19 protein-coding genes are annotated in these 21325 nt (G+C 63.3%); 14 read left to right on the plus strand and 5 right to left on the minus strand.

Annotated elements, in window-relative coordinates:
- From atpA to glmS, 7 genes are all read left to right on the plus strand, one after another.
- On the plus strand, positions 1-1545 hold the full coding sequence (atpA, locus tag KCG88_RS16960; protein ID WP_210712758.1) for a F0F1 ATP synthase subunit alpha: 1545 nt from the start codon (positions 1-3) through the stop codon (positions 1543-1545).
- Positions 1546-1595: 50 nt separating this feature from the next.
- Complete coding sequence (gene atpG / locus KCG88_RS16965; protein ID WP_011064382.1) at positions 1596-2456, plus strand: F0F1 ATP synthase subunit gamma; 861 nt, start codon at positions 1596-1598, stop codon at positions 2454-2456.
- 27 nt (positions 2457-2483) lie between these two features.
- Entirely contained in the window at positions 2484-3860 is a 1377-nt protein-coding gene (atpD, locus tag KCG88_RS16970) for a F0F1 ATP synthase subunit beta (RefSeq protein ID WP_047290153.1), read from the plus strand.
- Positions 3861-3905: 45 nt separating this feature from the next.
- Complete coding sequence (locus KCG88_RS16975; protein ID WP_011064380.1) at positions 3906-4331, plus strand: F0F1 ATP synthase subunit epsilon; 426 nt, start codon at positions 3906-3908, stop codon at positions 4329-4331.
- A 115-nt stretch (positions 4332-4446) separates the two neighbouring features.
- On the plus strand, positions 4447-5814 hold the full coding sequence (gene glmU, locus KCG88_RS16980; RefSeq protein ID WP_047290152.1) for a bifunctional UDP-N-acetylglucosamine diphosphorylase/glucosamine-1-phosphate N-acetyltransferase GlmU: 1368 nt from the start codon (positions 4447-4449) through the stop codon (positions 5812-5814).
- Positions 5815-5975: 161 nt separating this feature from the next.
- Positions 5976-6746, plus strand: a complete 771-nt coding sequence (locus KCG88_RS16985) for a DeoR family transcriptional regulator (protein ID WP_169892547.1) — start codon at positions 5976-5978, stop codon at positions 6744-6746.
- Positions 6747-6756: 10 nt separating this feature from the next.
- Positions 6757-8589, plus strand: coding sequence for a glutamine--fructose-6-phosphate transaminase (isomerizing) (gene glmS / locus KCG88_RS16990; protein WP_210712759.1), 1833 nt, complete (start codon positions 6757-6759; stop codon positions 8587-8589).
- A 93-nt stretch (positions 8590-8682) separates the two neighbouring features.
- Here the strand turns inward: glmS and KCG88_RS16995 are convergent, their stop codons facing one another.
- The 3 genes from KCG88_RS16995 to KCG88_RS31140 all read right to left on the minus strand — a co-directional run bounded on the left by KCG88_RS16995 (position 8683) and on the right by KCG88_RS31140 (position 11045).
- Complete coding sequence (locus KCG88_RS16995) at positions 8683-9069, minus strand: hypothetical protein (protein ID WP_047290145.1); 387 nt, start codon at positions 9067-9069, stop codon at positions 8683-8685.
- 282 nt (positions 9070-9351) lie between these two features.
- Positions 9352-9813, minus strand: coding sequence for a hypothetical protein (locus tag KCG88_RS17000; RefSeq protein ID WP_210712760.1), 462 nt, complete (start codon positions 9811-9813; stop codon positions 9352-9354).
- Positions 9814-9818: 5 nt separating this feature from the next.
- A complete protein-coding gene (locus KCG88_RS31140; protein WP_047290143.1) occupies positions 9819-11045 on the minus strand; it encodes a PAAR domain-containing protein in 1227 nt (408 codons plus the stop codon).
- A gap of 312 nt (positions 11046-11357) precedes the next feature.
- Between KCG88_RS31140 and KCG88_RS17010 the strand changes: the two genes are divergently transcribed.
- The 6 genes from KCG88_RS17010 to KCG88_RS17035 all read left to right on the plus strand — a co-directional run bounded on the left by KCG88_RS17010 (position 11358) and on the right by KCG88_RS17035 (position 18966).
- A complete protein-coding gene (locus tag KCG88_RS17010; RefSeq protein WP_047290142.1) occupies positions 11358-11678 on the plus strand; it encodes a hypothetical protein in 321 nt (106 codons plus the stop codon).
- A 70-nt stretch (positions 11679-11748) separates the two neighbouring features.
- Positions 11749-12651, plus strand: coding sequence for a LysR family transcriptional regulator (locus KCG88_RS17015; RefSeq protein ID WP_011064372.1), 903 nt, complete (start codon positions 11749-11751; stop codon positions 12649-12651).
- Positions 12652-12777: 126 nt separating this feature from the next.
- Entirely contained in the window at positions 12778-13407 is a 630-nt protein-coding gene (locus KCG88_RS17020; RefSeq protein WP_047290141.1) for a glutathione S-transferase, read from the plus strand.
- A 23-nt stretch (positions 13408-13430) separates the two neighbouring features.
- Positions 13431-15470: a pyridoxamine 5'-phosphate oxidase family protein gene (locus tag KCG88_RS17025; protein WP_210712761.1), complete on the plus strand. Its 2040-nt coding sequence runs from the start codon at positions 13431-13433 to the stop codon at positions 15468-15470.
- Positions 15471-15626: 156 nt separating this feature from the next.
- The gene (locus tag KCG88_RS17030) at positions 15627-16829 is read left to right on the plus strand and encodes a DUF3142 domain-containing protein (protein WP_210712762.1); all 1203 of its coding nucleotides are present in this window, start codon (positions 15627-15629) and stop codon (positions 16827-16829) included.
- Positions 16816-18966: a hypothetical protein gene (locus KCG88_RS17035; protein WP_210712763.1), complete on the plus strand. Its 2151-nt coding sequence runs from the start codon at positions 16816-16818 to the stop codon at positions 18964-18966. The genes KCG88_RS17030 and KCG88_RS17035 overlap by 14 nt, the downstream gene beginning before the upstream one ends.
- 173 nt (positions 18967-19139) lie before the next feature.
- Here KCG88_RS17035 and KCG88_RS17040 read toward each other — a convergent pair whose 3' ends face one another.
- Positions 19140-19769, minus strand: coding sequence for a LysE family translocator (locus tag KCG88_RS17040; RefSeq protein ID WP_210712764.1), 630 nt, complete (start codon positions 19767-19769; stop codon positions 19140-19142).
- Positions 19770-19913: 144 nt separating this feature from the next.
- On the opposite strand from KCG88_RS17040, the gene KCG88_RS17045 reads away from it, so the two are divergent.
- Entirely contained in the window at positions 19914-20387 is a 474-nt protein-coding gene (locus KCG88_RS17045) for an Lrp/AsnC family transcriptional regulator (protein ID WP_011064366.1), read from the plus strand.
- Positions 20388-20392: 5 nt separating this feature from the next.
- Here KCG88_RS17045 and KCG88_RS17050 read toward each other — a convergent pair whose 3' ends face one another.
- Positions 20393-21325: a phosphatidate cytidylyltransferase gene (locus tag KCG88_RS17050; RefSeq protein WP_047290136.1), complete on the minus strand. Its 933-nt coding sequence runs from the start codon at positions 21323-21325 to the stop codon at positions 20393-20395.

Consider the following 21325-nt stretch of genomic DNA (forward strand, 5'->3'; position numbering starts at 1 on the left):
ATGCAGCAACTCAATCCTTCCGAAATAAGTGAAATTATCAAGGGCCGCATCGAAAAGCTCGATGTGACCTCCCAAGCCCGTAACGAAGGCACTGTCGTCAGCGTATCTGACGGCATCGTGCGGATTCACGGTCTGGCCGACGTTATGTACGGCGAGATGATCGAGTTTCCGGGCGGCGTCTACGGTATGGCCCTCAACCTGGAGCAAGACTCCGTAGGTGCCGTTGTATTGGGCGCGTACACCAGTCTGGCTGAAGGCATGAGCGCCAAGTGCACTGGCCGCATCCTGGAGGTTCCGGTTGGTAAGGAACTGCTGGGTCGCGTAGTCGACGCACTGGGTAACCCAGTTGACGGCAAAGGTCCGCTGAACAACACCGAGACCGACGCGGTCGAGAAAGTTGCTCCAGGCGTGATCTGGCGTAAGTCGGTAGACCAGCCTGTACAGACTGGCTACAAGGCTGTCGATGCCATGATCCCAGTCGGCCGTGGCCAGCGTGAGCTGATCATCGGTGACCGTCAGATCGGTAAGACCGCTCTGGCGATCGACGCGATCATCAACCAGAAAGACAGCGGCATTTTCTGCGTCTACGTGGCTATCGGTCAGAAGCAATCGACCATCGCCAACGTGGTTCGCAAGCTGGAAGAAAACGGTGCACTGGCTAACACCATCATCGTTGCAGCGAGCGCTTCGGAATCTGCAGCACTGCAGTTCCTGGCTCCGTACTCCGGTTGCACCATGGGCGAATACTTCCGCGACCGCGGTGAAGACGCGCTGATCGTTTATGACGATCTGTCCAAGCAAGCAGTGGCCTACCGCCAGATTTCCCTGCTGCTGCGCCGTCCACCAGGCCGTGAAGCCTACCCAGGTGACGTGTTCTATCTCCACTCCCGTCTGCTGGAGCGCGCATCTCGCGTTTCCGAAGAGTACGTAGAGAAGTTCACCAACGGCGCAGTGACTGGCAAGACCGGTTCCCTGACCGCTCTGCCGATCATCGAAACCCAGGCTGGCGACGTTTCCGCGTTCGTTCCGACCAACGTGATTTCCATCACCGACGGTCAGATCTTCCTGGAATCGGCCATGTTCAACTCCGGCATCCGTCCGGCTGTGAACGCCGGTGTTTCGGTATCCCGTGTGGGTGGTGCCGCTCAGACCAAGATCATCAAGAAGCTGTCCGGTGGTATCCGTACCGCTCTGGCTCAGTACCGTGAACTGGCGGCATTCGCCCAGTTCGCTTCTGACCTGGACGAAGCGACCCGTAAGCAACTTGAGCATGGTCAGCGCGTTACCGAGCTGATGAAGCAGAAGCAATATGCGCCGATGTCCATCGCCGACATGTCCTTGTCCCTGTATGCCGCTGAACGTGGCTTCCTGACGGACGTCGAGATTGCCAAAGTTGGTAGCTTCGAACAGACCATGATTGCTTACTTCAACCGCGATCACGCCGATTTGATGGCGAAGATCAACGTGAAGGGTGACTTCAATGACGAAATCGACGCTGGCCTCAAAGCCGGTATCGAGAAGTTCAAAGCCACCCAAACCTGGTAAGCCGCAGCGGGAGCCGCAAGGCTCCCGCTTGCTAACCTGATAGGTGTTACATGGCAGGCGCAAAAGAGATTCGCAGTAAGATTGCGAGCATCAAAAGCACGCAAAAAATTACCAGCGCCATGGAAAAAGTGGCGGTCAGCAAAATGCGCAAGGCACAAATGCGCATGGCTGCTAGCCGTCCTTATGCGGAGCGCATCCGCCAGGTTATTGGTCATCTGGCCAACGCCAACCCGGAATATCGTCACCCGTTCATGATCGACCGTGCTATCAAGCGCGTCGGTTACGTTGTGGTGAGCAGTGACCGTGGTCTGTGTGGTGGCTTGAACACCAACCTGTTCAAGGCCCTGGTCAAGGACATGGCGGTAAACCGCGAACAAGGCGTCGAGATCGATCTGTGTGTGGTCGGTAGCAAGGGTGCGGCCTTCTTCCGCAACTTCGGCGGTAACGTCGTTGCAGCTATCAGCCATCTGGGTGAAGAGCCGTCGATCAATGACCTGATCGGCAGCGTCAAGGTGATGCTGGATGCGTACCTGGAAGGCCGGATTGACCGCCTGTCCGTGGTATCCAACAAGTTCATCAACACCATGACCCAGCAGCCGACCGTGGAGCAGTTGATTCCACTGGAGGCAACCCCGGATCAAGAACTCAAGCACCACTGGGACTATCTCTACGAACCGGATGCCAAGGAGCTGCTGGACGGCTTGATGGTCCGTTACGTGGAGTCGCAGGTGTACCAGGCGGTGGTCGAGAACAACGCAGCTGAACAAGCGGCGCGGATGATCGCAATGAAGAACGCTACCGACAACGCCGGTGATTTGATCAGCGATTTGCAGCTGATCTACAACAAGGCGCGTCAGGCTGCGATCACCCAAGAGATCTCGGAAATCGTCGGCGGCGCTGCCGCGGTTTAACGGTTCAAATATTCAGAGGATCCAGCTATGAGTAGCGGACGTATCGTTCAAATCATCGGCGCCGTTATCGACGTGGAATTTCCACGCGACAGCGTACCGAGCATCTACGACGCCTTGAAGGTTCAAGGCGCCGAAACCACTCTGGAAGTTCAGCAGCAGCTGGGCGACGGCGTGGTGCGTACCATTGCGATGGGCTCCACCGAAGGCTTGAAGCGCGGTCTGGACGTCAACAACACTGGCGCAGCCATCTCCGTACCGGTCGGTAAAGCGACCCTGGGCCGGATCATGGACGTACTGGGCAACCCAATCGACGAAGCCGGTCCTATCGGTGAAGAAGAGCGTTGGGGTATCCACCGCGCTGCTCCTTCCTTCGCAGAACAGGCAGGCGGCAACGACCTGCTGGAAACCGGGATCAAGGTAATTGACCTGGTTTGCCCGTTCGCCAAGGGCGGTAAAGTCGGTCTGTTCGGTGGTGCCGGTGTAGGCAAGACCGTAAACATGATGGAACTGATCCGTAACATCGCCATCGAGCACAGCGGTTATTCCGTGTTCGCCGGTGTGGGTGAGCGTACTCGTGAGGGTAACGACTTCTACCACGAGATGAAGGATTCCAACGTTCTGGACAAGGTTGCTCTGGTCTACGGCCAGATGAACGAGCCACCAGGAAACCGTCTGCGCGTAGCGCTGACCGGCCTGACCATGGCCGAGAAGTTCCGTGACGAAGGTAACGACGTTCTGCTGTTCGTCGACAACATCTACCGTTACACCCTGGCCGGTACCGAAGTATCCGCACTGCTGGGCCGTATGCCTTCCGCAGTAGGCTACCAGCCGACCCTGGCTGAAGAGATGGGCGTTCTGCAAGAACGTATCACTTCGACCAAGCAAGGCTCGATCACCTCGATCCAAGCGGTATACGTACCTGCGGACGACTTGACCGACCCGTCGCCAGCGACCACCTTCGCCCACTTGGACGCCACCGTCGTTCTGTCCCGTGACATCGCTTCCCTGGGTATCTACCCGGCGGTAGACCCACTGGACTCGACTTCCCGTCAGCTGGACCCGAACGTGATCGGCAACGAGCACTACGAGACCGCTCGCGGCGTTCAGTACGTACTGCAGCGTTACAAAGAGCTGAAGGACATCATTGCGATCCTGGGTATGGACGAGCTGTCGGAAGCCGACAAGCAGTTGGTATCCCGTGCTCGTAAGATCCAGCGCTTCTTGTCGCAGCCGTTCTTCGTGGCTGAAGTCTTCACTGGTTCTCCAGGCAAATACGTTTCCCTGAAAGACACCATCGCTGGCTTCAAAGGCATCCTCAACGGTGACTACGACCACCTGCCAGAACAAGCGTTCTACATGGTCGGCGGCATCGACGAAGCGATCGAGAAAGCCAAGAAACTGTAATCCCGGCGCCCGGCAACGGGCGCTAATTTAGGTTGAGGCAAGCAGATGGCTATGACAGTCCATTGCGATATCGTCAGCGCGGAAGGGGAAATCTTCTCCGGTCTGGTGGAGATGGTGGTTGCGCACGGTGAACTGGGTGATCTTGGTATCGCTCTGGGTCACGCACCGCTGATCACCAACCTGAAGCCAGGTCCGATCCGCTTGATCAAGCAGGGCGGGGAAGCCGAGGTGTTCTACATCTCCGGTGGTTTCCTCGAGGTTCAGCCGAACATGGTCAAGGTTCTTGCCGACACCGTGCAACGTGCTGCCGACCTGGACGAAGCCTCCGCTCAGGAAGCCGTCAAGGCTGCTGAGAAGGCCCTGAATGAAAAAGGCGCAGATTTCGACTACGGTTCTGCTGCTGCACGTCTGGCCGAGGCCGCAGCTCAGCTGCGTACCGTCCAGCAGATCCGCAAGAAGTTCGGCGGCTAAGTCGCAGGCTTTCTGTGTGATTGATTAAAAAGGGTAGCCTCGGCTACCCTTTTTATTTTCCGCCATTCACCCCCCTCTTGGTCGCAGTCTGACCTTCCAGGATTGGTAGCCAGTCATGTCTCTCGAAATCGTTATCCTCGCCGCAGGCCAGGGCACCCGCATGCGTTCGGCGCTGCCCAAGGTTCTTCACCCGGTCGCCGGCAATTCCATGCTCGGGCATGTTATCCACAGCGCCCGGCAACTCGATCCACAACGCATCCATGTGGTGATCGGCCACGGTGCCGATGCGGTGCGCGAGCGGCTGGCCGCCGAGGACCTGAATTTCGTGCTGCAGGACAAGCAACTGGGTACCGGCCATGCCGTGGCCCAGGCGGTGCCCTTCATTACTGCAGACACCGTACTGATCCTCTATGGCGACGTGCCGCTGATCGAAGTCGAGACCCTGCAGCGCCTGCTCAAGCAGGTGGGGCCGGAGCAACTGGGCCTGCTCACCGTCGAGCTGGACGACCCGACCGGCTACGGGCGCATCGTCCGGGATGCCGACGGCAAAGTCGTCGCCATCGTCGAGCAGAAGGATGCTGACGAAGCCACCCGTGCCATCACCGAAGGCAACACCGGCATTCTCGCAGTGCCCGGCAAGCGCCTGGGCGACTGGACCGGCCGCCTGTCCAACAATAACGCCCAGGGCGAGTACTACCTCACCGACGTGATCGCCATGGCGGTCAGCGACGGCCTGATCGTCGCCACCGAGCAGCCTCACGACGCCATGGAAGTGCAGGGCGCCAACGACCGCAAGCAACTGGCCGAGCTGGAGCGCCACTACCAGTTGCGTGCCGGCCGCCGGTTGATGGCCCAGGGCGTGACCTTGCGCGACCCGGCACGCTTCGACGTACGCGGTGAAGTCACGGTGGGCCGCGACGTGCTGATCGACATCAACGTGATTCTCGAAGGCCGGGTGGTGATCGAGGACGACGTGGTGATCGGCCCCAACTGCGTGATCAAGGACAGCACCCTGCGCAAGGGCGCGGTGATCAAGGCCAACAGCCATCTCGATGGCGCGGTGATGGGCGAGGGCAGCGATGCCGGCCCGTTCGCCCGCCTGCGTCCCGGTACCGTGCTGGAGGCTCGTGCCCATGTGGGTAACTTCGTCGAGCTGAAGAACGCCCACCTGGGCCAGGGTGCCAAGGCCGGCCACCTGACCTACCTGGGCGATGCGGTGATCGGCGCGCGCACCAACATCGGCGCTGGCACCATCACCTGCAACTACGACGGGGTGAACAAGCACAAGACGGTGATGGGCGAAGACGTGTTCATCGGCTCCAACAACTCTCTGGTAGCGCCTGTGGATATCTCCTCCGGCGCCACCACGGCTGCCGGCTCCACCATCACCCAGGATGTGGCCCCGGCTCAACTGGCGGTCGGCCGCGCCCGGCAGAAGAACATCGATGGCTGGAAACGGCCCGAGAAGATCAAGAAGGATTGAGGTTATCCACAACCGCGGAACCCTGTTCGCCGGCAAGCTGGCTCTTACACCCATCTGTAGGAGCCGGCTTGCCGGCGATTTTTTTTCACCTGCGCGCTTGACGAAGTTTCGATCTTGGGTTTTTATTGCTTCCTTTATCTTTCGAATCGAAACTTAAAGCCATCATGTCAAAACGCAACACACCTCAACGTCGCCACAATATCCTTGCCTTGCTCAATGAACAGGGCGAAGTGAGCGTCGACGAGCTGGCCAAGCGTTTCGAAACCTCTGAAGTTACGATTCGAAAGGACCTGGCCGCCCTGGAGAGCAATGGCTTGCTGCTGCGCCGCTACGGTGGAGCGATCACCATGCCCCAGGAACTGGTCAGCGATATTGGCCAGCCCGTATCCCTCTACAAGCAGGCCATTGCCCGCGCTGCGGTGCAGCGTATTCGCGAGCATGCCCGGATCATCATCGACAGTGGCAGCACCACCGCCGCGATGATCCCCGAGCTGGGCCTGCAGCCTGGCCTGGTGGTCATGACCAACTCGCTGAATGTGGCCAACGCCCTGAGCGAACTGGAGCATGAGCCGGTGCTGTTGATGACCGGTGGCACCTGGGACCCGCATTCCGAGTCCTTCCAGGGCCAGGTGGCCGAGCAGGTTCTACGCTCATACGACTTCGACCAGCTGTTTATCGGGGCCGATGGCATCGACCTGGCCCGTGGCACTACCACCTTCAACGAACTGCTGGGTTTGAGCCGGGTCATGGCCGAAGTGGCCCGGGAAGTGGTGGTGATGGTCGAATCCGACAAGATCGGCCGCAAGATTCCCAACCTGGAGCTGCCGTGGAGCAGCGTCCATACCCTTATTACCGATGATCGCCTGCCCTTAGAGGTCCGCGACCAGATCCAGGCCCGCGGCATAACTCTGATTTGCGCGGCTGTCAGCTAGGAGAGAAACCATGTGTGGAATTGTTGGCGCCGTTGCTGAACGCAATATCACCGCCATTTTGCTGGAAGGCCTCAAGCGCCTCGAATACCGCGGCTACGACAGCGCCGGTGTGGCGGTCTATACCAATGCCGGCAAGCTGGAGCGCATGCGGCGCCCGGGCAAGGTCAGCGAACTGGAGCTGGCCCTGGCTGGCGAGCCGCTGGTGGGCCGCCTGGGCATCGCCCACACCCGCTGGGCTACCCACGGTGCGCCATGCGAACGTAATGCCCACCCGCATTTCTCCGGCGACCTGGCGATCGTGCACAACGGCATCATCGAGAACCACGAAGCCTTGCGCGCTCAGCTCGGCGCCCTGGGTTACGAGTTCACTTCGGACACCGACACCGAAGTCATCGCCCACCTGCTGAACCACAAGCTCAAGGACCTGGGAGACCTCACCAAGGCCCTCAAGGCCACCGTCAAGGAGCTGCATGGCGCCTACGGCCTGGCCGTGATCAGCGCCAGCCAGCCGGACCGCCTGGTTGCGGCCCGCAGCGGCAGCCCGCTGGTGATCGGCCTGGGCCTCGGGGAAAACTTCCTCGCCTCCGACCAGTTGGCCCTGCGCCAGGTCACCGACCGCTTCATGTACCTGGAAGAAGGTGATATCGCCGAAATCCGCCGCGACAGCGTGCAGATCTGGGACATCAACGGCAAGGCCGTGGAACGCGAAGCAGTGCAGTACCGCGATGGCGCCGAAGCGGCAGAGAAGGGCGAGTTCCGCCACTTCATGCTCAAGGAAATCCACGAGCAGCCATCCGTGGTGCAGCGCACCCTGGAAGGCCGCCTGAGCGCCAACCAGGTACTGGTCCAGGCCTTCGGTCCGCAAGCCGCCGAGCTGTTCGCCAAGGTGCGCAATGTGCAGATCGTCGCCTGCGGCACCAGCTACCACGCTGGCATGGTCGCCCGTTACTGGCTGGAAGAACTGGCCGGCATCCCCTGCCAGGTGGAAGTGGCCAGCGAGTTCCGCTACCGCAAGGTGGTGGTACAGCCCGATACCCTGTTCGTGACCATCTCCCAGTCCGGTGAAACCGCCGACACTTTGGCCGCTCTGCGCAACGCCAAGGAGCTGGGTTTCCTGGCCAGCCTGGCGATCTGCAACGTCGGCATCAGCTCGCTGGTGCGTGAATCGGACCTGACCCTGCTGACCCAGGCCGGGCGCGAGATCGGCGTGGCCTCCACCAAGGCCTTCACCACCCAACTGGTGGGCCTGCTGTTGCTGACCCTGTCCCTGGGTCAGGTGCGCGGCACCCTGGCCGCCGGCGTCGAAGCCGAGCTGGTGGAAGAGTTGCGTCGCCTGCCGATCCGCCTGGGCGAGGCCCTGGCCATGGACAGCGTGGTGGAAAAGACCGCCGAACTGTTCGCCGACAAGCACCACACCCTGTTCCTTGGCCGTGGTGCCCAGTACCCGGTGGCGATGGAAGGCTCGCTCAAGCTCAAGGAGATTTCCTACATCCACGCCGAGGCCTACCCGGCCGGCGAGCTCAAGCACGGCCCGCTGGCGCTTGTGGATAACGACATGCCGGTGGTTACCGTGGCGCCGAACAACGAACTGCTGGAAAAGCTCAAGTCCAACCTGCAGGAAGTGCGCGCCCGTGGCGGCGAGCTGATCGTGTTTGCCGACGAGCAGTCCGGCATGACCAATGGCGAAGGCACCCACGTGATCCAGATGCCGCACATCCACGACATCCTCTCGCCGATCCTCTACACCATCCCGCTGCAGCTGCTGTCCTACTACGTGGCCGTACTCAAGGGCACCGACGTCGACCAGCCGCGCAACCTCGCCAAGTCGGTGACCGTGGAGTGAGTTATCCACAGTGACCGCCCAGGTGCTCGCTCTTGCAACAAGGCGCTCCAGATGAGCGCCTTGTTGCATGGGGCTGGTTCACATGGCGCCGACTCAGTTGGGCGCTAGCAGTGAGCGAAAGCGTGAATCGCTGCGGGTTGGGGCCAGGGTGTACAACTGTTCTTTCTTGTCGATCCAGGTGTAGAGCGCGTATTCCTTGTCGTTGTCACCAACGTGTTTGCCCAGGCCATAAACCGAAAGATGACTGCTCGGGGTGTTGCCATACGTGTAGAACATTGAGCAGGTGCGATTACGTTGTTTGTCGCGCCAGGTGTAGTGATGGACGGCTTGATTGCCAATGTACAGGGCGTCGCCATCCACCGTCAGGTTGCCACGGTCAAGGCGATCGAAGAGGAAATTCATGGCTTCGATCTCGAAACCATCATGGTTGAATTGGTTAAGGTTGCCGACCAGCGTGATTGCAGGATTCAAAGTGGGCATATCAGGCCTCTCTCTACTGTGATGGGTTGCCAAACTGGCAAGCCCATCTCAGCGTCATGCCGCTGCCAGCATCAGCAGGAAACAATTCCGCGAAAGCATTCGGGGTGATATTTCATTGGGCTGGCGAGACAGATCTTTAATCTTCACCATCACTCAAGTGATGGTCCTGGATCATCGAAGCTGACACAGCACGAGGGGAGCCCAGCCAGGCTCCCCTCTTTGCCATTTCCCTTTGCCTGCCTGCAGCCTTCGTCGCTCAGGTGTAGCGGTGCTGAACAGCGCTCAGCGTGAGTGCTGTATCGAAACAATGTCGCCAGTGGACGCGTCGATATCCACCCTGAACATTGCCTGGTCACGCTGACGGCTGAACATGCAGGTAAAGATGCTGGGCGAAACCTGCGGGAACTGTTCGAACCAGCTGTAGATACCTGACTCGAGCTGACCATTGATCAGCAACTGGTCGGCAATCCTGATCTGTTGCTGGCGATCGCCGGAGACCACGTAGAGGGTTGCGGCCACGCCCGTATCGTCATCGTTCCACAGGATGGCCAGGTGTTGCCGATCCGGCACCACAATCGCCAGCAGGCCGCGGCTGTTGACCACGCTCAGGGGCTGTTCCTGCCAGCGCCAGCGAGCCTCGACGACCCGGCAAGGAGACCACCCCAGGGCGATCATCTGGTCCACCGTCATGTTTTCGTCGATGACCTTGCCGTCTTCGCGGATCCGCTCGAAATCACTAATCACAACTTTCACTCCACAGGCAGCACACCAGGCGTGCCGACAATTTTCAGATTCCTGTCACCGACGAACTCCACCTGCTGCACGCCGCCCTTGTAGTTCTCCAGCGGGCCGGTGATACCACTGTGAATCTTTTGCGGTGCGGTGGTTTCGACGGTGATCACATGGGATACGTCTGTCTTGAATCGATCGAGGATCACCAGTTTATCCCGAGCATAGGCCTGGCTGGGAATCGGCTCGGGGGCGGCGAAACCTCCGAAGGCTGGCTTGCCCTGCATGATGGCTTCGGCCTGGCCCTTGGCGACGACCATCTGGTATTGCGTTCCCGGCGGCACTATTTCGGTCTTGACCTGGGTGCCTTCCAGCCACGCCGGCAGGTTGCCCTCGGCGATCATCGCCTCGTTGACCTGGGCGGCCGTGCGGACCTCGAGCACCTGCGACTGGTTGGCCAGTCGCGCGGCATTGCGTTCGGCGCTCAACTTGGCCATTTTCGGCCCGGCGCCGAGCAGCGCCAGGCCGGCGATACCTTGCAGCAGGTCACGGTAGCCCGGGCCGAGCCGATCGCCGAGCTGGCCCAGCAACTCCATGCCGCCATAGATCGCGGCCCCCACCGCCACGGTGGTCAGCAGGGCCGCGAGGCCGGCCATGGCGGCCAGCACCAGCGCGCCAGCGGCGGCGACCAGGCCCAGCGCCTCCAGGCCGGTATGCAGCCAGCCCTCGATATCCAGCACGAACTCCACCTGCAGCGTCGGACCGCCGATGAAGGTGTTCGGGCTACCGGACTTGATATGCGCGCCGCAGGTCATCTTGCTGCTCAGTCGCGCCGCCGGCTTGCCGTTGATGTAAACGGTAGCGCTGCCTTCGGCGATGGTGACCGGGAAGGGCCAGGGGGGATGCGCCACGGGAAAGCCGGTACAGGAACTGGACACGTCCTCGCCGGCACGCATGGCATTGCGCAAGTTGACGAATACGTTGGGGCTGCCCCTTATGAGTTCACCGGTGGTTGGCTCGGGCAGATCGAAGATGGTCGAAAGTCCCTTTACCAGCTGGAACATCGACAAGCCGCCGGCGGCGACCGAACCCGCCAGGATCACCGCCGCCAGGCCGCCCGTTGCCGCGGTAGCCGCGATGATGGCCGCGCCTATGAGAGCGCCCGCGACCGCGCCGGCGAGCATGGCAGCAACTCCGAATCCATGGGCGATGTCGTCGCCCAACCGCGCTGCGGCCTGTACATCCATGCTGAAACTCCGCCTGCGATGCGATACGCATCTTCCCTGGGGCCAGTGGGTGGCCCGAGCGGCGGATTATCAAAGAGTAATCAGGGACGCGGCAAGAGCTCAAAGGCAGTCTGTTGTCACGGGGGGACCACTCGCGCTTCACGCCGCCGGCGGGAAGGATCCCAGCGGCTGGGGTGCAGCGTTGTCCTTGCTCGCCTGCGCGCGTTGGCGCTTCGAAAAACAATTGAAATCAGAGCGTTATTTTTGTGCGACAGTTTTGGAATCCCGACTTGTGCACAGGCCGGAATTTTTTATCGCGCTAATGGAAAACCAATGACACTTCGCCTGATTCATGGATGGATAATCGTTCTGATAGTGGCTGTCCTGGGGCTGGGAGTCCTGACCCCAGTGCTCTCCAACAGCCTCTTGCTGCTGATGGACCGAGCCAATTTCATTCCTGCTGAATCGTCCATCTGGACCTTTGAACCGACCCTGATCAACCAAGGTTCCTCTTCCTATTGGCTATACGGTGAAGATCAGCAGTACTACTTCTATTTTTCCTACGCCCAAGACCAACCTTACCGGCTGATTGCCAAAACCAACCGTTGCCCCGGATTCGACAAGCACGAGGTGCAGACCTGGTGCGCTCCCTGACGTGGTGGCTGTGGATTATGCTGCGCGTGCGGGGCGCCTGTCGGGTGGGCGCTGCCAGGTGAGATAAGACATGGACAGGTTTCAGGAAATGCAGGTGTTCGTCTGTGTCGCCCAGGAGCAGGGGTTCGCCGCGGCTGCGCGGCGCCTTAACCTGTCGGCGGCCAGCGTCACCCGGGCCGTGGCAGCCCTCGAACAGCGCATCGGCACCCAGTTGCTGGTGCGCACCACCCGCAAGGTGCACCTGAGCGAAGCTGGGCAACGTTATCTGGAGGACTGCCGACGCATTCTCGCCGAGGTCCAGGATGCCGAGGCCTCGGCCGCCGGCATCCACGCCCAGCCACGGGGGCAACTGAGCCTGACTGCGCCGGTGCTGTTCGGCGATCTGTTCGTCACCCCGCTGCTGGTGCGCTACCTGCAACGTTATCCACAGGTCAGCATCAACGCCTTGCTGGTGGACCGAGTGGCGAACATGGTGGATGAAGGCATCGATGTGGCGGTGCGCATCGGCGAATTGCCGGACAGTGGCCAGCACAGCATCCGCGTAGGCCAGGTGCGCCGGGTGGTCTGTGCGGCCCCCGGATTCCTGGCGGCCCATGGTTGCCCCCAGCACCCTGATGACCTGCGCCAGGCTCCGCTGATTGCGCCATCCTCCACCGGCCAGGCGCGCCACTGGCAATTCAACGACGCCGGGCGCGCTCTGAGCCTGCGCCCGGAACCGCGGCTGCTGGTGAGCGCCAACCAGGCTGCCATCAGTGCCGCCTGCCTGGGGCTGGGCCTGACCAGGGTGCTGTCCTATCAGGTGGCCGATCAGGTCGCTGCCGGCCAGTTGCAGATCGTGCTGGCGGATTTCGAGCTGCCGCCCTTGCCGATCCACGTGGTGTACCAGGGCGGTCGCAAGGCGCCGGCGCGGGTACGCAGCTTTGTCGATTTCGCCGTGCAGGCCCTGCGCGAGCATCCATCGCTCAATACTTGATCAGCTTTATTGCGCTGGCTGAAATGCCGGATTGCGATTTCTGGTGATTCTGTTGTTTTGCGTCATGGACCAAGATGGCCCTGCCAGCGCGGCCCTTCGACCGCGTCCCAGCCAGCGGAGTCGAGCATGTCCCAGCTTCCCATCAAGTTCTACAACTTTCCCCGGTCCGGCCACGCTCACCGCGTCGAGCTGATGCTGTCGTTGCTGGACCTGCCCACCGAAACCATCTTTGTCGACCTGGCCCAGGGTGCCCACAAGCAGCCCGAGTTCCTGGCCCTCAATGCCTTTGGCCAAGTACCGGTGATCGATGACCAGGGCACGGTGCTGGCGGACTCCAACGCGATCCTGGTGTACCTGGCGCAACGCTATGGCCGTGGCCGCTGGTTGCCCACCGACCCGGTGGGCGCGGCGCAGGTACAGCGCTGGTTGTCGGTGGCGGCGGGGCCCATCGCCTTCGGTCCGGCGGCGGCGCGACTGATCACCGTGTTCGGCGCCACCTTCAATGCCGAGGAGGTCATTGCCCGCGCCCACGGCCTGCTCAAGGTCATGGACCAGGAACTGGCGAGCCGGCCGTTCCTGGTGGGTGAACAGGCGACCATCGCCGACGTCGCCGGCTACAGCTACATCGCCCACGCGCCGGAGGGCAACGTGTCCCTGGCCGATTATCCCAACGTACGGGCCTGGCTGGAGCGGATCGAGGCCTTGCCGGGCTTCGTGCCCATGCCGTCCACGGCGGCGGGGCTCAAAAGCGCCTGAGGCGCACCTGCGGAGGCAGCACCATGAGCAGCAGTTCCCCCTGGCATGCCGGCGAACGGCAGTTGCAGGCCCGGGCCGGAGTGGCCCAGCGCATGGAGGCCTTTGGCACCCAGGTGATCCGCCAGGCGATGCCGGATCAGCACCGGCAGTTCTACGGGCAGCTGCCGTTCATCCTGGTGGGCGCGGTGGATGCCCAGGGCAACCCCTGGGCGAGCCTTCTTGAAGGCCCGCCCGGTTTCGCCCAGGCCCCCGAGGCGACCCGGCTGCGCCTGGGCCGCCTGCCTGCCGCCGAAGACCCCGTGCAGTTGCAGGAAGGTGCGGCCCTGGGCTTGCTGGGCATTGAACTGCACACCCGGCGGCGCAACCGCCTCAATGGCCGGGTCAGTGCGGTGGACCGCCACGGCTTCAGCGTGACGGTGCAACAGGCGTTCGGCAATTGCCCGCAATACATCCAGCAGCGCGAGCTGCAGCAGGTGCCCTTGAGCGACCCCGCCAGCCGGCCGGCACAGTATCGCGACGGCCTGGATCCTGAGGCTCGGGCCCTGATCGGCGGCGCCGACACTTTCTTTGTTGCCAGCTATGTCGACCTGGACGGCCAGCGCTCGGTGGATGTTTCTCACCGTGGCGGCCAGGCCGGGTTCGTCCGGGTCGAGGGCAATTGCCTGACCATCCCGGATTTTGCCGGCAACCTGCACTTCAACACCCTGGGCAACCTGCTGCTCAACCCCCGGGCCGGCTTGCTGTTCATCGACTTTCACAGCGGTGAGCTGCTGCAGCTCAGTGGCCGCACCGAAATCATCCACGACGGGCCACTGGTCAAGGCCTTCCAGGGCGCCGAGCGGTTGTGGCGCTTTACCGTGGAACGGCTGGTACGACGCCCGGCGGCGCTGTCCCTGCGTTGGCAGTTGCGGGGTTTTTCCCCCAACAGCCTGCTGACCGGCAGTTGGCCGCATGCCGAGGCTCGGCTGCGCGCCACCGCCCTGGGCCAGCAGTGGCGGCCATTGCGGGTGACCCGGATCGAGGACGAAAGCAGCAGCATTCGCTCCTTCTACCTGGAGCCGGCGGATGCAGCCGGCGCCCCGAGCTTTGTGCCCGGCCAGCACCTGCCCGTGCAGGTCGTGCTCGACGGCCTGCCGCTGATTCGCACCTACAGCCTGTCCAGCGCGCCTTCCGATGATTTTCTGCGTATCAGCGTCAAGCGCGAGGGCCAGGTTTCCCGCCACCTGCATCAGGCGCTCAAGGTCGGCGACCTGTTGCAGGCCCGCGCCCCACAGGGGCGTTTCACTGCCGATGCGCTGTCGTCACAGCCACTGGTGCTGCTGGCGGCCGGGGTCGGCATCACACCGTTGCTGTCGATGCTGCGGGAGGTGCTGTACCAGGGCCTGCGCACCCGGCATACCCGGCCCACCTGGTTGATCCAGGGTTCGCGCACGCTTGCCGAGCAACCCTTTGCCAAGGAGCTGCAAACCCTGCTGGCGCAGGCTGGGGATTCAGTGCGGCTGCTGCGCCTGCTCAGCCAGCCGGAAGCCGGGGCCCGGCCGGGTGCTGGCTTCGATCATTGCGGGCGTATCGATGTGCAACTGCTGCTGGCGCAACCGGACCTGGATCTTGATCGCGCAGACTTCGTGCTCTGCGGCCCCGGGGCCTTTACCCAGGGCCTGTACGACAGCCTGCGGGACCTGGATATCGACGACCGGCAGATCCATGCCGAAACCTTCGGCCCTTCGACCCTGCGCCGCCGGCCGGACCCCGAGGCCGTGCCCTTTGCCCAACCGCCTGCCGCCACCCGGGCCGTGGCGGTGCGGTTCCAGCAGGCCGGCCGGGAGCTGTCCTGGGAGCCGGCCAGCGGCAGCCTGCTGCAATTGGCGGAAAGCGCCGGCCTGCATCCGCCATTCAGTTGCCGTGGCGGCTCATGCGGCACTTGCCAGACCCGGTTGATCAGCGGTCAGGTGAATTATCCACAGGTGCCTGCACAGTTGCCGGAACCGGGGCAGGTGCTGATCTGCTGCGCGGTGCCGGCGGCTGTGGATAACCTGGTGCCAGCGTTGGTGCTGGACCTGTAGACGCGGGAAAAAACTCCTTGCGGCGATTGCTGCCAACCGCGCTGCTGCGTAGGCTGGCGGCTGTTTTGTCGCGGTGGCAGCGGCTACACGCGATGTCGATCAGGTGTATGGCGCCCGGTATTCCGGGGCTTTTGCGTTAAAGGGAATCAACGATTCATGCTCCCCCGGGTTTTGCTCCGTCTTTGCGCCGTGCTGGTCTGCGGGCTGCTGCTCAATGCCTGTCGCCATGAAGAGGGGCCGCCGCTGGATCAGCAGCTCTATATCTGGCAACGCCAGTGGACCCCGGCCCACGCCGACGCCCTGGCGGGCTCGCGGGTGGACTTTTCCACAGTCCGGGTGCTGGCCCTGCAGGCTTTTCCACAGGCCGGCTGGAGCCGGGCGCGGATAGACGCCGCCTTGCTCAAGCAAGACGGCCGCCCGTTGATTGCGGTGGTGCGCCTGGACGGTCAACTGCCATCCCTGAACCAGGACGACATCCTCCAGCAGGTGCAGCAACTGCTGGCCGACTGGCAAGGGCAGGGCCTGACCCTGGCCGGCCTGGAGATCGACCACGATGCCGGCAGCGCCCGGCTGCCGGCCTATGCCGGGCTCCTGCGGCGGCTGCGCGAGGCGCTGCCACCGCAGTTGGCCCTGAGCATCACCGCGCTGCCCGCCTGGCTCGACAGTCGCGAGTTGCCCGGGCTGCTGGCTCAGGTCGATAGCAGCGTGCTCCAGGTGCATGCGGTCAGCGATCCCCGGCGCGGGCTGTTCGACCCGCACCAGGCTGAACAATGGGCCAGGCGCTGGGCTGGGGTCAGCGACAAGCCGTTCTACCTGGCCCTGCCTGCCTACGGCGTGGCCTTGCTGCCCGGCACCGCCCAGGCTCCAGTGGTGGAAAGCGAGGCGCCCATTGCGCGCCGGGGCCAGCGCCGGGAGCTGATGGCCAACCCCGAGCAACTGAGCCAACTGGCCAAGACCCTGCGCAATGATCCGCCGGCCCACCTGGCCGGGCTGATCTGGTTTCGCCTGCCGCTCAAGGGCGATGTCCGCGCCTGGAGCCTGGAGACCCTGCGCGCGGTGGCCCGTGGAGACGTGCTGGACAGCCGCTTGGGCATCAGCCTGCAGGAGCAGGACGGTCTCTTCGACATCCGCTTGGACAACCCGGGCAATCTCGACCGCCCGCTGCCTGAACAACTGACCCTGGCCGTTGCCCAATGCGACGGATTCGACGGGCTGGGCGGTTATTCCGCCGAGCTGCGTGACGGCCAGCTGTTATTGACCCGCCAGCAGGCCGGCCGGCTGGCGGCGGGCGGTACCCGGGCCGTGGGCTGGGCCCGCTGTACAAAAATTGACCAAGGAGCTGCACATGTTCGTCCCTAGATCCCGCTACCTGCTGTGCCTGAGCCTGTGCCTGCCCTTGGCCCCGGCCCTGGCCTGCGGTCCGACCTTCCCCATGCGCCTGCTGGGGGACCGCCCGCAGACCCTGGCGCAGTTGCCCGAAGGCAGCTTCCAGTTCGAAATCAGCCGCCTGGGCAAGCCCATTGTCGGGCTCAAGCCAGTCGTCAATAACGACTTCACCCGCGATTACAACCTGCCTGACAGCTACGAGGTGCAAGAGCGTAACTGGGCCGAACAGCAAGGGCTGGACCAGGCCCAGCAAACCCTGGTCGGCCAACTGCGCAAACTCAGTGACGCGCGCGTGGCGGAACAACAAGGCGCCAGCCTGCCGCCGGAGATCAACCTCTACACCGCGGGCGCCGTGGCCTTCAGCGCCGGGGATCATGAGCTGGCGGCGGAGTACTTCCGCAAGGTGCTGGCGCTGCCCGCCGAGCAGCGCGCCCTGCGCAGCACCTGGGCCGCCTATTCCCTGGGCCGGGCCCTGCAGGCCATCAGTGAAGAAGCCAACGAGCTGGACGACCAGGGGCGCAGCGACACCCTACTGGCGGCGCGCCAGGCCTTCGTCCAGACCCGTCAACTGAGCATCGACGGCTTCAGCGACCCCCTGGCACTGGGCGTCGCCAGCCTCGGCGAAGAGGCGCGCATCCTGAAGAACCAGAACCACTGGAGTGAGGCCATCGACCTGTATGCCAGCCAGAACCTGGCGGGTTCGGAGGTCGGCTACAGCTCGCTGAAGCAGGTGGTGGGCGAGTTGGGCGGCCTGTCGGACGCGCAATTGCTGGAGCAGCTCAAGCAACCTTCGGTGGCGCGCTTGCTCACGGCTTCGTTGATCTCGCACCAGGGCTGGTCCTTCGGCGAGCGTCCTGAGTCCGAGGTGAAACTGATCAAGCTGCTGAGCCAGGGCACTGCCGGCAGTTTCGACAACGCCGACCGGCTGGCGGCGCTGAATTACCAGAACGGCGATTTCGCCACCACCCGGATGCTGCTCGAGCATGCCGGCGACGGCGGCCTGGCCTGGTGGCTGCGGGCCAAACTGGCCGTGCGCGATGGCGACAAGGCGGCGGCCGCAGCCGCTTACGCCAAGGCCGCCGCGGCCTTCCCGCGGGACGAGAGCTGGGGCTTTCGCGGTGACTACGACGGCAACTATGAAGACCTCAAGCCGGGCTGCCGGGTAGACGGCGAAAGTGCCGTGCTGGCCCTGGATCGGGGTGACTACGTGCAGGCATTCGAGCTGCTCTACCGCAGTGGCGACATCTACTGGCACGACGCGGCGACCGTGGCGGAGCGGGTGTTGACCCTGGATGAGCTCAAGCATTTCGTTGACACCCAGGTGCCCGCGCCGCCGCCGACGCCCAAGCAACCCGATGCCTACTACGAGAGCCTGCCGATTGCCGCCCAGTTGCGCGAACTGCTGGGCCGGCGGCTGTTGCGCGAGGGCCGCTACGAAGAGGGCTGGAGCTACTTCGACAGCCCCGAGCGCCAGGCCATCGCCAAGGCCTACGGCGAGTACCGACGCCGCGCCGAGTCGGCGTGGCTGCCCACCCGGCGAGCCGAGGCCTATTACCAGGCCGGCAAGCTGGCGCGGGCGTCGGGGATGGAGATCCTCGGCTACGAGATGGGCCCGGACTACCACAGCCTCTGGGGCAGCTACAGCCTGGAGATCCCGCCGGTGCAGGCCGGGCCCTTGATCAGTGCCGATGAAGTGCAGCGCCAGCAGGCCACCACCGCCGAGCCCGACGTGCGCTACCACTACCGCTACGTGGCCGGGGAACTGGGCAACCGGGCGGCGGATTTCCTGCCCCACACCAGCCAGGCCTATGCCGCGGTGTTGTGCAAGGCCGCGCGCTGGACCCGGGGCAGCGATGCCGAGATCGACTACTACCAGCGCTATGTGCAGAACGGACCCTTTGTGGAATGGGCCGGCAACTTCGGCATGAACTGTGAGGAACCGGACTTCGGCAGCGCCAACAAGCGCTACCTGACCCAGTGGCTGGACGCATCCCGTTCCGCGGTGGCCGAGCACAGGCTGGCTGCCGGCGCCGGTGCCGGCGTGCTGCTGTTGGGGGCGGCCTACCTGTTCCGACGCCGCCGCGCGGTGTCCTCGCACAAGGCGACATAAAAGCGTGCCCAGGATCCTGTAGCCGCTGCCGCAGGCTGCGTACGAGCTGGGCGGCACTCCGACGCAGCGGTCGCGGCGATCTCTGGGGCGAACATTTTGACGGGGATCGCCAGGCAAGGTCCTGCGGACCTTCGCGCAGCTTCGCCGAGGCTCGGCAGCGGCTACAGGTGCCGTCAGGCCTGCTGGACGAACGTCAGGCGCAGGGCAAAGCCGATCAGCAGGCTGCCGAACAGCCATTGCTGCACCCGTTGCGCCGACGGGCTGCGCTGCATCCAGCGGCCCAGCCCGGCACCGGCCAGGGCGTAGCAGCAGTCGAACAGGCCGCCCACGGCCACCAGCAGCACCCCCAGGGGCATGAATTGCGGGGCCACCGCACCGGCCTGGGGATCGATGAACTGCGGCAGCAGTACCGAACAGAACAGCAATGCCTTGGGGTTCAGCAGGTTGGTCAACAGGCCACGCTGGATCGCCTCGCGCCAGCGCAGGGGCGTGGCTGCGGCGGTGCCGGGCTCAAGGTTGGGCAACAGGTTGGCCCGCAGGCACTGGATACCAATCCACAGCAGGTAGGCGGCGCCCGCCAGGCGCACCAGGTCGAAGGTCCAGGGCGCGGCCTTGAACAGCGCCGCCAGGCCCAAGGCGGCCAGGACCACGTGGCAGCCCCGGGAGATGGCCAGCCCCAGGGCCGTGGCCAGAGCCTGGGCCTTGCCCTGGCGGGCGCCGGTTTGCAGCAGCAGGATCATGTCGGGGCCGGGCAGCAGATAGACCACCGCCAGAGCCAGGAAATACATCCACAGTTGCGCCACCTTGCACCCCCTTCGTTGTCGAGTCGGTGCGCCCAGTTTAGGGCCACAGGCCGGGGCAGGTGCTTGCGTAATCAACCAGCGGGAAAGCTGAAATTGGCATAATGTTCCACTAATGAACGGAATCACCATCTGGATATGCCAAACATGAAACTTGATGCCTATGACCGCAAGATCCTCGCCGCGCTGCAGCGCGATGGCCGCCTGAGCAACGTGCAACTGGCCGAAGAGATCGGCCTGTCGCCGTCACCCTGCCTGCGTCGGGTGCGCATGCTGGAAGAGGCCGGGGTGATCCGTGGCTACCAGGCCACCCTGGACCGCGACGAGGTGGGCCTGGGGCTGACCGTGTTCGTCGGGGTCAAGGTGGAGCGACACAACGATGCCGAGGCAGAAGCCTTCCGCCAGGCGGTATTGCAGTTGCCGGAGGTGATCTCGGCATTCCTGGTGTCGGGTGAATCGGATTTCCTGCTGCAAGTGGTGGTCCCGGACCTGCGGGGCTATGACCGGTTCCTGACCGGCCACTTGCTGAAGATCCCCGGGGTCAGCGACATCCGCAGCAACTTCGCCATTCACACGGTGAAAACCCCGGGGCCCTTGCCCCTGGGGCATCTACCGGGCTGAAGGGCTCAGGTCCACCAGTAGCGCACCAGGTGAAAGAAGATCGGCGCGGCGAAGCACACCGAATCCAGGCGATCGAGCATGCCGCCGTGGCCCTCGATCATGTGCCCCCAGTCCTTGACCCCGCGGTCGCGCTTGATCGCCGACATGACGATGCCGCCGGCAAAGCCCAGCAGGTTGATCAGCAGGGCGATGAGGAACGACTGCCAGACATTGAACGGGGTGATCCAGAACAGCGCGCCGCCGATCAGCGAGGCCAGCAGGATGCCGCCGACAAAGCCTTCCACGGTCTTGGACGGCGACAGGTTGGGGGCGATCTTGCGCTTGCCAAAGAGTTTTCCACAGACGTACTGCAGCACGTCCGAGAGCTGCACCACGATCACCAGGTAGGCGATCAGCAGCAGGTTGCGGCCTTCATAGCCGGCGATGTCCAAAGTCAGCAGGGCGGGCACGAAGGATACGCAGAACACCGCGATCATCAGCCCCCACTGCACCTTGGAGGCACGCTCCAGGAAGTGCGTGCTGTCGCCACCGAGCGACGCGAGGATCGGCAGCAGCAGGAACACGTAGACCGGAATGAAGATCGAGAACAGCCCGTACCAGTCGGAGTAGATCAGCAGGTATTGCAGGGGCAGGGCCAGGTAGAAGGCCGCCACCAGGGCCGGGTAGTCGCTGCGCCGGGTCGGGGTCAGGGTGAGGAATTCCCGCAGGGCGTAGAACGACACCGCATAGAACAGCAGGATGACCGCCGCGGTGCCGAGCCAGAAGGCGATGCCGATCACCAGCACCATCACCCACCAGGCATTGATCCGCGCATTGAGGTTGTCGATCACCGGGTTGGGCGTGCCACGGGTGCGCCACTGGAGGATGAAGCCGATCAGCGAGGCCAGCACCAGAATGGCGCCAATGCCGCCGAATAACATCAGGGTCTGCTTATCCAT

It is taken from the genome of Pseudomonas sp. MWU349 (assembly GCF_017947325.1).
In the GTDB taxonomy this organism is placed as follows: Bacteria; Pseudomonadota; Gammaproteobacteria; order Pseudomonadales; family Pseudomonadaceae; genus Aquipseudomonas; species Aquipseudomonas protegens.

What these genes read in the sequence shown, in the direction of transcription:
- atpA (WP_210712758.1), top strand. Translation starts at nt 1, where the DNA reads ATGCAGCAACTCAATCCTTCCGAAATAAGTGAAATTATCAAGGGCCGC.
- atpG (WP_011064382.1), top strand. Translation starts at nt 1,596, where the DNA reads ATGGCAGGCGCAAAAGAGATTCGCAGTAAGATTGCGAGCATCAAAAGC.
- atpD (WP_047290153.1), top strand. Translation starts at nt 2,484, where the DNA reads ATGAGTAGCGGACGTATCGTTCAAATCATCGGCGCCGTTATCGACGTG.
- KCG88_RS16975 (WP_011064380.1), top strand. Translation starts at nt 3,906, where the DNA reads ATGGCTATGACAGTCCATTGCGATATCGTCAGCGCGGAAGGGGAAATC.
- glmU (WP_047290152.1), top strand. Translation starts at nt 4,447, where the DNA reads ATGTCTCTCGAAATCGTTATCCTCGCCGCAGGCCAGGGCACCCGCATG.
- glmS (WP_210712759.1), top strand. Translation starts at nt 6,757, where the DNA reads ATGTGTGGAATTGTTGGCGCCGTTGCTGAACGCAATATCACCGCCATT.
- KCG88_RS16995 (WP_047290145.1), bottom strand. Translation starts at nt 9,069, where the DNA reads ATGCCCACTTTGAATCCTGCAATCACGCTGGTCGGCAACCTTAACCAA.
- KCG88_RS31140 (WP_047290143.1), bottom strand. Translation starts at nt 11,045, where the DNA reads ATGGATGTACAGGCCGCAGCGCGGTTGGGCGACGACATCGCCCATGGA.
- KCG88_RS17010 (WP_047290142.1), top strand. Translation starts at nt 11,358, where the DNA reads ATGACACTTCGCCTGATTCATGGATGGATAATCGTTCTGATAGTGGCT.
- KCG88_RS17015 (WP_011064372.1), top strand. Translation starts at nt 11,749, where the DNA reads ATGGACAGGTTTCAGGAAATGCAGGTGTTCGTCTGTGTCGCCCAGGAG.
- KCG88_RS17020 (WP_047290141.1), top strand. Translation starts at nt 12,778, where the DNA reads ATGTCCCAGCTTCCCATCAAGTTCTACAACTTTCCCCGGTCCGGCCAC.
- KCG88_RS17025 (WP_210712761.1), top strand. Translation starts at nt 13,431, where the DNA reads ATGAGCAGCAGTTCCCCCTGGCATGCCGGCGAACGGCAGTTGCAGGCC.
- KCG88_RS17030 (WP_210712762.1), top strand. Translation starts at nt 15,627, where the DNA reads ATGCTCCCCCGGGTTTTGCTCCGTCTTTGCGCCGTGCTGGTCTGCGGG.
- KCG88_RS17035 (WP_210712763.1), top strand. Translation starts at nt 16,816, where the DNA reads ATGTTCGTCCCTAGATCCCGCTACCTGCTGTGCCTGAGCCTGTGCCTG.
- KCG88_RS17045 (WP_011064366.1), top strand. Translation starts at nt 19,914, where the DNA reads ATGAAACTTGATGCCTATGACCGCAAGATCCTCGCCGCGCTGCAGCGC.
- KCG88_RS17050 (WP_047290136.1), bottom strand. Translation starts at nt 21,325, where the DNA reads ATGGATAAGCAGACCCTGATGTTATTCGGCGGCATTGGCGCCATTCTG.